The organism is Blautia sp. DFI.1.216, assembly GCF_020594215.1.
In the GTDB taxonomy this organism is placed as follows: domain Bacteria; phylum Bacillota; class Clostridia; order Lachnospirales; family Lachnospiraceae; genus Blautia_A; species Blautia_A wexlerae.
This window is the reverse complement of the sequence record NZ_JAJDML010000070.1, coordinates 1-13681: the sequence shown is the minus strand read 5'-3', so window position 1 is coordinate 13681 and position 13681 is coordinate 1. Positions and strand designations below refer to the sequence as shown.

12 protein-coding genes and 1 pseudogene are annotated in these 13681 nt (G+C 37.5%); 3 read left to right on the top strand and 10 right to left on the bottom strand.

All coding sequences use genetic code 11. The features are described 5' to 3' along the window. Positions 1-461: 461 nt before the first annotated feature. The 9 genes and pseudogenes from LJE11_RS17285 to LJE11_RS17245 form a co-directional block, all read right to left on the bottom strand. A pseudogene (locus LJE11_RS17285) lies at positions 462-1933 on the bottom strand (IS1182 family transposase). A 316-nt stretch (positions 1934-2249) separates the two neighbouring features. Continuing rightward, positions 2250-2600: a class I mannose-6-phosphate isomerase gene (locus LJE11_RS17280; protein WP_020993826.1), complete on the bottom strand. Its 351-nt coding sequence runs from the start codon at positions 2598-2600 to the stop codon at positions 2250-2252. 43 nt (positions 2601-2643) lie between these two features. Further along, positions 2644-2829 carry a hypothetical protein gene (locus tag LJE11_RS17275; RefSeq protein WP_319017478.1) on the bottom strand — a complete coding sequence of 62 codons (186 nt, stop codon included), beginning with the start codon at positions 2827-2829 and terminating at the stop codon, positions 2644-2646. Between the two features lie 482 nt (positions 2830-3311). After that, positions 3312-4460 (bottom strand): galactonate dehydratase, encoded by a 1149-nt coding sequence (dgoD, locus tag LJE11_RS17270; protein WP_055060736.1) that lies wholly within the window; start codon positions 4458-4460, stop codon positions 3312-3314. 65 nt (positions 4461-4525) lie between these two features. Continuing rightward, entirely contained in the window at positions 4526-5149 is a 624-nt protein-coding gene (locus tag LJE11_RS17265; protein ID WP_081019028.1) for a bifunctional 4-hydroxy-2-oxoglutarate aldolase/2-dehydro-3-deoxy-phosphogluconate aldolase, read from the bottom strand. A gap of 28 nt (positions 5150-5177) precedes the next feature. Next, positions 5178-5870, bottom strand: a complete 693-nt coding sequence (locus tag LJE11_RS17260) for a cyclase family protein (RefSeq protein WP_055201535.1) — start codon at positions 5868-5870, stop codon at positions 5178-5180. A 2-nt stretch (positions 5871-5872) separates the two neighbouring features. After that, positions 5873-6856, bottom strand: coding sequence for an ABC transporter permease (locus LJE11_RS17255; protein ID WP_055058925.1), 984 nt, complete (start codon positions 6854-6856; stop codon positions 5873-5875). 16 nt (positions 6857-6872) lie between these two features. Next, the gene (locus tag LJE11_RS17250) at positions 6873-8375 is read right to left on the bottom strand and encodes a sugar ABC transporter ATP-binding protein (RefSeq protein ID WP_055060739.1); all 1503 of its coding nucleotides are present in this window, start codon (positions 8373-8375) and stop codon (positions 6873-6875) included. Positions 8376-8448: 73 nt separating this feature from the next. Then, positions 8449-9555 (bottom strand): sugar ABC transporter substrate-binding protein, encoded by a 1107-nt coding sequence (locus LJE11_RS17245; RefSeq protein ID WP_055058927.1) that lies wholly within the window; start codon positions 9553-9555, stop codon positions 8449-8451. Between the two features lie 254 nt (positions 9556-9809). On the opposite strand from LJE11_RS17245, the gene LJE11_RS17240 reads away from it, so the two are divergent. The 3 genes from LJE11_RS17240 (at position 9810) to LJE11_RS17230 (ending at position 12729) form a co-directional block, all read left to right on the top strand. Then, entirely contained in the window at positions 9810-10682 is an 873-nt protein-coding gene (locus tag LJE11_RS17240) for a MurR/RpiR family transcriptional regulator (RefSeq protein WP_173706592.1), read from the top strand. Between the two features lie 72 nt (positions 10683-10754). Next, positions 10755-11762 carry a 2-dehydro-3-deoxygalactonokinase gene (locus LJE11_RS17235; RefSeq protein WP_055058929.1) on the top strand — a complete coding sequence of 336 codons (1008 nt, stop codon included), beginning with the start codon at positions 10755-10757 and terminating at the stop codon, positions 11760-11762. A 13-nt stretch (positions 11763-11775) separates the two neighbouring features. Next, on the top strand, positions 11776-12729 hold the full coding sequence (locus tag LJE11_RS17230; protein WP_055060742.1) for a C-terminal binding protein: 954 nt from the start codon (positions 11776-11778) through the stop codon (positions 12727-12729). Between the two features lie 290 nt (positions 12730-13019). Here LJE11_RS17230 and gloA2 read toward each other — a convergent pair whose 3' ends face one another. After that, positions 13020-13403 carry an SMU1112c/YaeR family gloxylase I-like metalloprotein gene (gloA2, locus tag LJE11_RS17225; RefSeq protein WP_008704394.1) on the bottom strand — a complete coding sequence of 128 codons (384 nt, stop codon included), beginning with the start codon at positions 13401-13403 and terminating at the stop codon, positions 13020-13022. Positions 13404-13681 lie beyond the last annotated feature (278 nt).

Genomic DNA, 13681 nt, shown 5'->3' with positions numbered 1-13681 from the left:
TCTCACCCTGACTCTCTATATACTGATGGATTGTTTCAACAGGTGCTATATTTCAAAGATTTCTTTTGTTCTCTCTGACATCTTATCGTCCAGCATCTTTCTGCTATATTTCATAACCAGAATCAAATAAAAACACTGAATGAGAATTATTATCTAAACTCATTATGTACACTCACTCCTCGACCGCCCAAAACCCAAGAGCATATTGTTCTTTTTTCTATTATAATATATTTCTTGTATCAGAACAAGTGTTTTTGTGATTTTTTATGAATTTTTATGCATTTGAGCAGATATGCTCGAATGTGCAATTCATCCCATCACCTATAGGACGCCACTGAAAAAGTGGTAAGTTTAGTATCACAGGGTGTCAAATATGTGCAAAAATGTTCCTTGATAATAAAATATTGCTAAAATAGTGTTTTGAGGGATGCAAAATCTACCCTTTTGAGAGATGAATTTTCCTATTTTTCCTCATTTGGGCAGACTTCTCCCTTTAGTTTTAAAATTCGTCTTAAATTGACTGCAAATATTGATACTGCTCCTTGAAGTTGCATGTTTGATAGTCCAGCAGCATCACAACGACTATATCCGTGTATATTTTTTAATTCACTATTTTTTGCCTCTATCATATAGCGGGTTTTGAAACGTTCCTTGAAATATTGTGTTTTTTGAAACGCTTCTTGATTTTTATGATAATCTGATTTAATAGTGATACTATACGTTTTGTTTTTTGCATTTTCTTTATAGCAGCCATTACGATAAGGACAGACATGGCATTTATTAATATCGAAAAAATATTTGATACGTGTATTCTTTTTCTGATTACTACGTTTGTCAATTCGATATTTTATAGCCAAATGCCCCGCTGGGCACTGCATGGTATCCGCATCTTTATTAAAGATAAAGCCGTCCTCTGAACGAGTCCCTTTTATGATGCTCGGGTTAAGCTTTGAAATTAATTTATAGTCATTGCTTTGTGCATCTTTTAAATTTTCCAGTGTGGAATATGCGGTATCTGCTATTACTTCATTAACGGTTGCACCTGCTGCTTTACTTTTTTGAACCAGTACTGGAAGTTCCTGACCATCAAATGCTTCGCCGGATGTGATTGTTGCTGCTGTGATAATCCGTTCATCTGTCATGGCCAAATGAGTTTTGTATCCGTAAAAAGAAGAATTGACCGTTTTATGGCCAATCCGGGTCAATGGATTGATCATAACAATCAATCTGATTATCCAAAATTTCGGATAACATAGAAGATTCTTCTTTAATCGTTGGCAGTTCTGAATACGGACTTTCCTGAACTGTGTTTAATAATTCATGACAGTATTCATTATACTCATCTAAAGAAGCTCGTTTTTCAGGTTCATCTGGCAGATAAATGTCTTTATCAGAATCTTTTAAAGCTGCTTTTAAAGCTGCTTTTAAAGAAGTAGAGGCTTTTTTCAACATTTCTCTCTGAGTAGTTTTATGATAACGGGCTTCTGTATGAGTTGAGTCAACAATTATAGTATTGCTTTTTAAAACACCTTGATTTATGGCAAGTTCTACACTTTTATTTATGAGCAGATCAAGTATATTTTCATCTTTTAAACGCTGCTTTCTGAATTTGGTTAAAAGACTAGGATGGATAACCTCTTCTTCTGGCGTTAATTCCAGAAAATATTTAAAAGACATATCATATCGTGATCTTTCAACAACACCATTATCAGAAAGGTTATAAAGATATTTTAAAAGCAGATATTTAAATAGCAATATAGGGTTTTTTTGCATTACGTCCATTATCAAGGCAATATTTATTTTTTAATTCATCATATATAAAAGAAAAATCGACCAATTCCCTGATTTTTCTTAGAATATGATCTTTTGGAACAATCATGTCATATAAATCTGAATAATAACTAAGGCTAAGTTTAAGTTGGGATGATAACATTTCAACCTCCGACAATTATGATACCTTAATTATATCAGATATATGATTTTACGACCACTTTTTCAGTGGCGTCCCTATAGAGGTGAGGGAATTCTTGCTACGATTGTTAAATAATTGCAAAAAAGGTTTCAAATTATCAGAACTCTTGATGAGATAATGATAACATGAAACCTTTTTGCGTAAAGCGGTATGTTGGATTTGCTTCATGGGGACCGCTTCATATTTTATTTTTATGCACATCATTCTTTATGGGGTCTGACCCCAATGTTCAGCAATACCCACACGGTCACAATCCGAATCAGTTACCAACAACAGGTCAGCGTTGCACTTCCTGGCATACTCCATTGATAAGCATCCGGTATACTTCAAAATATTTGCAGCGTATCAACAGCTCCGATGCCATCCCCGGACGGTACTTCAGAACCCGCAGCGGCTGTCTCGGCTCTGCACTGCCGTGAAGATCTGCCACATCCAACGCCTTGTCGATATGCAGTTCTCTTTTCTTCCCGTCCTTTCCTATGCGGTCGTAATCATACAGCCGATAGGTCAGGTTCGAGCTTTCCTGGATTTCTGCAACGAGCGCACCTGCCCCAATGGCATGGATCGTGCCTGCAGGGATAAAAAACAGGTCATCCTTGTGAATAGGTACATTCTGCAGATACTTCATCACCGTGCCCTGTCTTTCTTATCAGTTGTATTTTCTATCTTATTTACCGCTCCAGCTCAAACTTCTGCTTATCGTGAACGTTGATATCCGCGCCCAGCTGTACTTCAATCAGCTTCAGTTCTGTATCAGCTATCACAGTATGACGGCAGCCTGCGGACATAGTTATAACGTCACCTGGCTTTACCATCTGCTCCATATCATCCACGATGGTTTTTCCCTCACCAGATATGACTACTCACACCTCATCCCGGTTCTTGTGACTGTGATAGTTCATACTGTGGCCGGGATTTTTATAATTTTATTTCGTTCTTTTTTCTTTAGGCTGAAAAATTACTGGAAGTTCACATTTTTGCAAGAAATTCCGCATAAATACGGGCTGTTTTTAAATTTTATTCTCATTACCTTGATAGAAGATAGTAATTTATTACATTTGGAAGTTTCATTACGAATAACAAATGTGTTCTATGACATTCCCTAGACAAATAGATGAAGCCAGTAATCGAACACAGTCAAAGTCGCCCGACATATGCCGCATGCTATAATGAACACGAGATATCTCCTAGCTGTTTTTACAATATTTGATTGCAAATCAAAAAGCGTTCACAGCTCACCCTGACAGATGCTATGAACGCTCTAAAAAGAACAAAGACCAGAAAACGCCTTCTCATAAGACACACGTCTCTAAACACGCATATAAGATATACCCATTATTCACCACTCAGCAACAGATCCGTCAACATGTCTCCATATTGGATTCTTCCACTGATGCTTTGTCAGATTCTCTTCCAAAACAAGTTCTTTATTCACTTCAATCCCCAGGCCAGGTTTCGTTGGCATTGCACAGAAACCGTCAACAAACTGAAAATCTTGTTTATTTAATGCATAATCAAGCACACTTTTCCCAACATTATAATGTATGCCGATACTCTGTTCCTGAATAACTGCATTATAGCATGTTGCATCTACATTCAGACACGCAGCCAATGCGATTGGACCAAGTGGGCAATGCGGAGCGAGTGCCACGTCATACGCTTCTGCCATAGACGCAATCTTCTTCACTTCGGTAAGCCCCCCTGCATGAGACAGATCCGGTTGAATAATATCTACACCACCAGCTTGCAGAAGTCTCTTGAAATCATATTTAGTAAAGAGCCTTTCTCCCGTAGCAATTGGAATATTACAGGCAACGGCAATCTCTTTAAACACTTCCATATTTTCACACAGCACCGGCTCTTCAATAAACATCGGGTCGAACTCTTCCAGTTTTTTAGCTAGTATTTTTGCCATCGGCTTATGAACACGTCCATGAAAATCAATTGCAATACCAAAATACTTGCCACATGATTCTCTAATCGCAGCAACTCTTTCAAGAACAGCATCTATTTTGTCATAACTATCAATCATCTGCAGCTCTTCTGTCGCATTCATTTTGATTGCTTTAAACCCTGCGTCCTGCCTTTCTTTTGCCGCTGTGCCAACATCCGATGGCCTATCTCCACCAATCCAGGAATATACTTTAATCTTATCTCTACATTTTCCTCCCATCAATTCATATGCCGGTGCACCAAACGCTTTGCCCTTAATATCCCAAAGCGCTTGATCGATACCTGAAAGAGCACTCATTAAAACACCGCCGCCACGATAAAATCCAGCGCGAAAGATTGTAGCCGAAATGTCTTCGATTCGGAATGGATCCTGTCCTATCAAATACGATCTATATTCTTGCACACATGCCAGAACAGCATCACAATGTCCTTCAAGTACTGCCTCACCCCATCCAGTGATTCCTTCATCTGTAATAATTTCTACAAATCCCCATCGTGGTCGCACATGGTAAGCATTAACTTCGACTATTTTCACTTTCTTATGTCCTCCTTCAACAGAATTTCTTTTATATCTTTATTTTAGAATGATCATCACACCCTTCATTTTACCCTTGATACATATTTTTGAACATAAGATACTCCCAAATCCCAATTTTTATCTTTCAACACAGATAACGGCATAAGGTTACTCGCCAGCCCTACCCCCATATATCCTTCTTTAAAATAGTCATTAATATTATCAATAGTTACGCCACCAATTGCAATATAATTTGCCTCATCATATGGTCCTTTTAGCGCTTTGAGATATCCTTTCGGAGCACACCCTGCCGGAAACAATTTCATTGTTTTATAGCCAAATTCCAAACTTGTTGCAACATCTCCAGGTGTAAACACCCCAGGCAATAACATAATGTCTTTTTTTGCACAATACTGAAGCACATCAATCGGTGTACCTGGCGTAAGCAAAAATTGAGCTCCTGCTCCTATTGCCGCTTTTGCAAGATCCACACTTATTGCTGTACCTGCTCCTATCATACATTTTTCCCCAAAGCGATCTCGTAGTATTGCAATCTGTTTTAAACCATGCTCGCTGTTCAAAGCCACTTCAAAAAACGAAATCCCCCCATCTACAATTGCCTGCGCATAATCAACCGTATATTCCAATGGGATATTTCTCAGTATTGCAAGTATCGGATTTTCTTTTACAACAGAATACATATCCATTCTATTTTCCTCCTAGTATTATTGAAAATCAGATATGATCAGTAATAGCAACCATCGCTACAGGAGCAGCTTCCAACTGTGAAAAACGAATTGGAAATGCACAAATTTCTTTTATTCTTTCCACACCTAATAACTTCTGAATATTTACATCTTCAAAAAGAAGCAATGTTCGTTCTTTCTGTTCACTATTTGTTTCCAACAACGCATGATGGCATGGAAACCCTTCATCTCCACCTGTAATAGCACTATCATAACTAATAGAATCCATTGCTATTGCCTTTAATTCAGGGAATTCTTTTCGTAAATATTTCGCAGCCATTACCTCCATACATGGGAAATTATCCACAAAATCCTCCGGAGAAATATCTCTCAAACGCGAATGACCTGTATATAAGAACAAAATATCACATTCTTTTATTTCAGATTCATGCAATTTTAAATCCTCATATCGAATTCTCTCCCCTTTTCCTTTTGCAATTTCCAGAACTAATGGTTTTGTATAATGGAAATCCTCTATCGGAATCTGGTCGATTGTTTTTCCATTAGCATCAAAATGAAACGGTGCATCTACATGTGTTCCTGTATGCAAATGGTGAAATACAGAAGATGCATTGCTTGGATCTCCATTTTGTATTACTGTATTATATTCAATTCTTTCTGCTGGATTCGTTGGCCATTTAGGCATATCCAAACTTATTATGTAACTTAATTCTATTAACATTTTTACTCCTCATCTGGTTTACGGAAAATATATCCTTTACGTACCATATCAAACAGAATTGCCATAATAATAATCAATCCCATAACTACCTGCTGCAGATATGCATTAACACTCATAAGGTTCATTGCATTACTGATAATTGTTAAAATTAAAGCTCCAACAATCGTACCAACAACGCTGCCTTCTCCACCTGACATGCTTGCTCCGCCGATTACTACTGCTGCAATCGCATTTACTTCCATACCATTACCAATTGTACTGGTACATGTTAACAATTTTGACGTTAATACAACTCCAACCAGAGCAGACATGACACCCTGAATAACATAAACTGAAAACTCAATCAGTCTTACATTGATTCCGCTTAGCCATGCAGATTTACGATTACTTCCTGTAGCATATACCTTACGTCCGTATCCTGTATATTTCAATACAATATACGCGACTATATATAAGCAAATCATCAGTAATACGCAAAATGGCACACCTGCAATCTTTTTAAGACCAATAAAACTATATTCCAAAGGAAGCCCTATAATCGTCTTTCCCATAGAAATATAAAGTGCTAATCCCGCTGTTACATTAGACGAAGCAAGCGTAGCAATAAATGCCGGCATTTTTAATACCGTAATTAAAAAGCCATTAAAAACACCAACCAATACGCCTAACAAAAGCATTATGATGATTGCTGTTCCTACTCCTACTTTCCCTTCTGACAATAACTTTGTTCCAATCGTTGCCGAAAAAACAATACAACCTCCGACAGACAGATCAATACCACCTGTCAGAATAACAAATGTCATGCCAATCGCTGCGATGCCACAGGTTACAGACTGTGCCAACACATTGCTAAGGTTTGAAACAGAAAGAAATTTGTCTGTAAATATTGATGCAATAATACACATTACCAGCAATATAATAAATACCGACCCTTGTGACTTCATGAAATTTTTTACAATGGTTGTTCCGTTGGATTCCTTTTTCATTTTTAACCCTCCACCTTTACATTACGAGTCTTTGTAAATCTGTTTCATTTATTTTATTTATTTCATCCATGCCATATTCTCCTGTAATTTGGCCATCTTTCAACACTAAGATTCTATCAGCCATACCAAATACTTCCGGTACTTCTGATGATAACAATATCACCCCTATACCTGCTTCTACCATTTCATTGATCAGCTTATATACCTCTACTTTTGCTCCAATATCAATTCCTCGCGTTGGTTCATCCAAAACAATAATCCTGGCTTTTGATGCAAACCATTTGGCAATAACAACTTTCTGCTGATTTCCACCACTTAAGTTTGTCACCTTTTGTTTCATACTTTCACATTTAACCTGCAATTTTTCAATTAATTTCTGATTAACTGCTTTCTCTTTTTTTAAATCCAGAAAAACACCTCTTCTGATATGTTTTAATGCCGCTAGCGAAATATTAAAATCAATTGCCTGATTAACCTGCAGTCCCTCTCCGCCTCTGTCTTCTGAAATATATCCTATTCCGGCATTCACCGCCTCTACCGGAGATGCATATCTTGCATTTTTGCCATTAAACCAGATATTTCCTGTCAGCTTGTCATTACCCTTTCCATATACTCCAAAAAGAGCCTTTGCTATTTCTGTTTTTCCAGCACCGAGAAGTCCCACAATTCCAAGAACTTCACCACGTTTTAATTCAAACGAAATATCATTCAAATGGTTTTTCAATGTAATATGTTCAAATCTCAGCAATGTTTCGCCCTTTTCATAGCGAACTTTAGGATACTTGTTTTTGATGGTTTTTCCAACAACCATTTCTGCCAACAACTCTTCATTAATATCTGATGTTTGCACTGTAGCTACTTTTTTTCCATTGTTTAATATAGTTATTCTATCTGTGATATCCATCATCTCATCTAATTTGTGAGAAATAAATACAACAGAAATTCCTTCCTTTTTCAAATTTCTGACAATGGCAAATAAATTTTCAACATCTTTTTTGGGCAACGCAGAAGTCGGCTCGTCCAGAAGAATAAATTTACAATTTCCGTTTAAAGCTCTTGCAATTGCTGCAATCTGTTGCTGAGCAATACTAAGACGATCCATCCTTTCATTTACATTAATGTCCACTTTAATCAATTTAAGGAGTTCTTTTGATACCCTTTCCATTTCTTTCCAGTCAACCATGCCAGCCTTATTCTTAGGAATATTCCCCTGGCAGATATTCTCTGCCACGGTCAGATGCGGAAACAGATCTAGTTCTTGATACACCATTCGTATTCCATGATTAGCTGCTGCATGAGGAGAGTCAAAAGACATTTTTTCCCCATCAATATATATATCACCAGTTGTAGGTGTAAGCGCTCCATTGATAATCTTCATCAAAGTTGACTTTCCTGCTCCATTTTCTCCAAGAAGACCATGTATCTCACCTGGAAGGATTTCAAAATCGATATCAGACAGTACTGTAATTCCATAAAACTGTTTTCCAATGCCATTCAATACTAAACCTTGTTTATCCATTGTAAGTTCCTTTCAGAAAATAGTTTATAATTGCAATGAGGTGCTATAAATATAACACCTCATGTGTAGGTTACTATTCAATTGCATACGTATTCCATATGTTTGCGGTTTCACTCCAATATCCGTCTTCCAGATCGAAATTACCCCAGAATTCCGCTTCATCTACATTATCTTTTGTAATAACGGATGCGTTAACTTTTGTTACACCGCCACCTAATTCTTCTCCTTTGACAGTTTTTGTCAATACTGCTTTTACAGCAATGGTCGCTAAAGCAAGCGGTGAGTTATCCACTGTCATATCCACATATTCCTGACGAATATAATCCATCGCAGATGCAGCTCCATCAATAGATACAATCATTACATGTTCTGGATCGTCTAATGTTTTCAATTTTTCTGACTGCGTCAAACCGGAAATAACACCTGCTAACATGCAATCACTATGAAGGAATACAGCATCAATGTCTTCATTTGTTGTAAGGATATCATTCATAGCAGCCATAGATGATTCTGAAGACCAATCACAAGGATTATCTCTGATATCATCCAATCCATATTCTTCTACACCCTCTGCAAATCCTGTTGTTCTATCATCTGCAGAAGCAGTTCCTAAAGTCCCCTGCATTGTTGTTACTGTTGCACCTTCTCCAGCATTATCAGCAACATATTCTGCCGCCAGTTTACCCATTGCCACATCATCAATAAGCGCACTATAGTCAACTGTACAATCTCCATTGATAGCTCTTCCTACCGCTATAGCCGTAACTCCCGCTTCATTGCATGCTTTTACGGCAGGTGCAACAGCATTACTATCTGCTGCCTGAATTAAAACAACATCTACTCCTTTTTCAATAAAGTCATAAATCTGATTGCACTGATTCTCAACATCGCCATCTGCACTGCTTACTGTTACTTCTGCTCCAGCTGTTTCAAGTAAGTACTGTGCATACTTCTGTACTGCAATTACATATTCACTGTCTAATTCTGCAACAGTAATAGCTACCTTTAACGGTGTTCCGTCCTCTTTAATAGCAAGGTTCGGTAAAATTTCACTTTCAAAATTATCTACCGTCACTTCTGTTTCCGCATTCGCCCATGCTGTTATAGACATTGTAGGCATCAGAAGCGCTCCTACCATAATTGAACCCACGATCATTTTCATTTGTTTCCATTTAGCCATTTTCTTGTCCTCCTTAGTATTTATTGTGTTATGAAATAACAAATGCTTGTACCACGATAATATATTTTTTTTATTGTTATGTCAAGTCGTTTTGCAAAATTACATATTTTTTATAATTTATCCTCATTTTAATTGTGCATATTGTATATATCACGATAAAATAATTTTATTTTTTTACTTTTTTTATTTGATTATTTGTAAAACTTGTGTTATATTGGATTTAAATTAAAAGGAAAGGGGGAGAAACGATAGATATGGACACTATCCAGTATCCTACATTGATAAAAATCAATGAAATGTATCCTCAAATGACTCAAAGTCAGCAACAGCTTGCTACTTATATTTTGGAAAATCCATCCATCGTAGTAAATACATCGATAACTGATCTTATGAGTCACACTAATTTTCGAAGCGAAGCTTCTGTTGTAAAATTCTGCCGACTACTTGGATTTGACGGATTTAAATCTTTTAAAATCAAACTTACACAGGAATATTTAAATCGAACATTTTATCATTCTCAAAACGATATTACCTTAGACGACACACCTGGGGATATTAAGAAAAAAGTATTCCTTGGCGCTATTAACTCATTGAACAAAAATTCAGACACCATTATAGATGAATGTACAGAAGCCCAGCGTCTTATCATCTCTGCTAACCGCATTATAATTATCGGCCATGGAGCTTCAGCTGCAATATGCCAGTATGCCTATTTTCGTTTTACTGAACTTGGCCTTAATTGTGTCTACAACCTGGATGCACACATGACCGCCGCATTGCTTTCACATTCTAAGACTAATGATTTGATTTTATGCGTATCACAATCTGGTGAAACAGCTGACATTTATAAACAAATTGAAAACGCATACAGAAATAGAATTGCAACAATTCTAATTACAGGAAATCCCAATTCTTCTATTGCAAAGATTTCTACTGTCGTATTAAGCACACTTAGTGAAGAGTTCAGTATTTTGACAGATGCATTAAATTCGCGCATATCTCAATTCTGTTTAATTGATGCTCTTTTTTCTATGATCAGTATAAAAGATGCAAATAGAATGATTCCACGTCTTCAGGAAACCAGAAATACTTTTAAGAAATACAAGATAGAACAGAATAATTTGTAGAATTACATTTCATTTACTTTAAGAATGGATAACAAATGCTTACAACATCCACGTTAGAAAGGACAATCAGAAATGGATACATACACAATTACAATAGACGGCGGTACTACTAATACACGTTGCATTCTTTGGAACAGTAGTCGTCAACGAATAGATGAACAGAAACGTGAGGTCGGCGTACGCAATACGGCCATAGATGGCAATAATTCCAAATTAAAAAATGCTGTTAAAGAATGCCTTGAGCAGTTGCTTGAAGACCATTCTCTTACTTACGATAACATCAATCATATTATTGCCAGCGGTATGATTACTTCCGATGTAGGAATTGTTGTCGTTCCGCACCTCACAGCTCCTGCCGATTTAGAACAGATAGCTCGTTCTACTGTTGCAATAAGGCTTCCAGAAATATGTCCAATCCCAATCCACTTTATACCTGGAATCAAAAACTCATGTAGTAATATTTCTCTTGAAAATTACGAAGCAATGGATATCATGCGTGGCGAAGAAGTAGAAAGTCTCGCCATTATTGATAAATACCATAATGGTTCCCCAATGATCCTAGTACTTCCAGGATCACACAATAAGTTTGTCGCAGTAAATGCCGATAAAGAAATAACCGGTTGCCTTACTTCTATTTCCGGAGAACTACTTTCTGCAATTATCAACGATACAATCATTGCCAAGTCAGTAAACAGAAGTTTTGTTACTGCTGACCAATATGACAGAAAATGGCTTCTTCTAGGCTATAATACCGCAAAAGAAACCGGACTTGGACGTGCATGCTTTTCCGGTCGTATACTCGGACTTTTCTGCAACGCCGAGCCTTCAAAAATATCAAACTATATTTTAGGTGCAGCACTTCAGGGTGACATTCAGGCTATCAGAAATTCCTCCGCACTTTGTGTAACTGACGATACTCAGTTTGTTGTCTGTGGAAAAGATCCTTTTAAACAGGCATTAGTTGACATCTTCACAGAAGAAAAACTAAGTAACCAAATAACTATATTTGAACCCGAAGCTGGATTTTCTGCTTCTGCTTTAGGTGCATATCTTGTAGCTGAAAAATGTAAAATTATATAGGAGAAAATATATTATGAAAGTTGTAATTACAGATTATCAATACGAAAATATAGATTCAGAACGTTCAATTATCACTGGTGCAGGTTATGAATTATTTGATTACCAAGTTAAAACTACTCCAGATCTTATTCCAGTTGTAAAAGATGCAGATGCAGTCATCACACAGTATTCTGATATTAATGCAGAAGTAATCGAACACATGCAGAATTGTAAAATCATCATAAAGTACGGAATTGGCGTAAATAATATTGATTGTGAAGCTGCTTCCAAGAAAGGAATTTATGTGTGCAATGTACCTGATTATGGTGTGGATGAAGTATCCGACCATGCGTGTACCATGCTTCTCGCTTTAGGAAAAAAGCTACCCATCTTAGCAAAATCTTTCCGCAAAGGTGAATGGGGATATTCCAGTGTTGTCCCTCTTTTAAGATTATCAGAATGCACTCTTGGATTGGTAGGCTTTGGTCGCATCCCTAAAATGGTTGCCCGCAAAATGAGTGCATTTGGAATGAAAGTGATCGCATACGATCCTTATATAAATGAGACTGCTGCTCAGGAGCTAAATGTAACACCTGTTACTTTAGAACAGCTTCTCAAAGATAGCGATCTTATCTCTGTTCATTGCCCACTTACAAAAGATACTTACCATCTTATCGGGAAAGAAGAAATGACATTATTAAAACCAAACGCTATTCTTGTGAATACAGCTCGTGGCGGAATCATCGACGAGGCCGCTCTTATCGAAGCACTGCAAAACGGCAAGATTTCTGGTGCCGGAGTAGATGTATTTGAAAACGAACCAGTTACTCCAGAACATCCATTACTCCATATGGATAATGTAATCGCAACTCCACATAGCGCATGGTATAGCGAAACTGCAATTCATACATTGCAAAGAAAAGTAGCCGAAGAAGTAGTTAATGTATTAAATGGTAATCCTCCTTTTAATTGCGTAAATATGAAATAATTGAAGCAAGCGTCTCGTAACTAGGTAATCATTCGTATATTAACATCTTATAAAAGCCATCTGATACTGTTCTTGGCTGTCTGCCAGATTCTCTATCAGATGGCTTAGTATTATTTTTTCAGTTTAGTACGGCAGTATTCCGGAAGATCCTCTGGTAGTGTAAAATAGTTTGTGTTTTTGGATTATAAAGTGCCACAGCACTTTCCATCTACTCTTTCAGGTTCTTTCCGGCATTGTATTCAGGCTTCAGCTTCTTCCGGCCACCGCCTGGTTTTCTTGTTTTCTTCATTTTACTCATGCAACTCCAACGGCAGTCCATCCGGGTCATGGAAGAAAGTCATCTTCTTGCCGGTGTAATCATCCATGCGGATTGGTTCACATTCAATCCCTACCTCCGCCAGCTCATTCACCGTCTGCTCCACGCTCTCCACACAAAATGCAAGGTGACGCAGCCCACAGGCCTCCGGGCGGTTCGCACGCTTCGGCGGGTTTTCTTCTGCAAAAATCTCCAGCTCTGTGTGCTCATTGACACGAAGATCTAGCTTCCAGTCCTTACGCTCTGGACGGTAGTTTTCCCTGATGACAGAGAATCCAAGCTTGTTCACATAAAAATCCTTAGCAACTTCGTAGTCAGATACGATGATTGCAATATGATGTATTTTTGATAAGTTCATTTTCTCACGCTCCACTTCTTTAAATTTTGTTCTTCTTTTATTTTCGTTATAAACTATACGGCAACCTTCAAAAAATACCGTGTGAACTCCTGAAGTTCAGTTTGTCCACACGGCATTTATTTTTCTTGGATTCTTGTTTATTTCAGTTTTTCAAGAATCTCGTCCGCACTCATACCGCCGGCTAATAATCTCTTAACCACACTCTCTTCATGGGGTCTGACCCCAATGTGGTCAACTTAAGCCCAGAATGCTGAAAATTCAACGATTCTGGGCTTATA

What these genes read in the sequence shown, in the direction of transcription:
- LJE11_RS17280 (WP_020993826.1), bottom strand. Translation starts at nt 2,600, where the DNA reads ATGAAGTATCTGCAGAATGTACCTATTCACAAGGATGACCTGTTTTTT.
- LJE11_RS17265 (WP_081019028.1), bottom strand. Translation starts at nt 5,149, where the DNA reads ATGGATATGTATTCTGTTGTAAAAGAAAATCCGATACTTGCAATACTG.
- LJE11_RS17260 (WP_055201535.1), bottom strand. Translation starts at nt 5,870, where the DNA reads ATGTTAATAGAATTAAGTTACATAATAAGTTTGGATATGCCTAAATGG.
- LJE11_RS17255 (WP_055058925.1), bottom strand. Translation starts at nt 6,856, where the DNA reads ATGAAAAAGGAATCCAACGGAACAACCATTGTAAAAAATTTCATGAAG.
- LJE11_RS17250 (WP_055060739.1), bottom strand. Translation starts at nt 8,375, where the DNA reads ATGGATAAACAAGGTTTAGTATTGAATGGCATTGGAAAACAGTTTTAT.
- LJE11_RS17245 (WP_055058927.1), bottom strand. Translation starts at nt 9,555, where the DNA reads ATGGCTAAATGGAAACAAATGAAAATGATCGTGGGTTCAATTATGGTA.
- LJE11_RS17240 (WP_173706592.1), top strand. Translation starts at nt 9,810, where the DNA reads ATGGACACTATCCAGTATCCTACATTGATAAAAATCAATGAAATGTAT.
- LJE11_RS17235 (WP_055058929.1), top strand. Translation starts at nt 10,755, where the DNA reads ATGGATACATACACAATTACAATAGACGGCGGTACTACTAATACACGT.
- LJE11_RS17230 (WP_055060742.1), top strand. Translation starts at nt 11,776, where the DNA reads ATGAAAGTTGTAATTACAGATTATCAATACGAAAATATAGATTCAGAA.
- gloA2 (WP_008704394.1), bottom strand. Translation starts at nt 13,403, where the DNA reads ATGAACTTATCAAAAATACATCATATTGCAATCATCGTATCTGACTAC.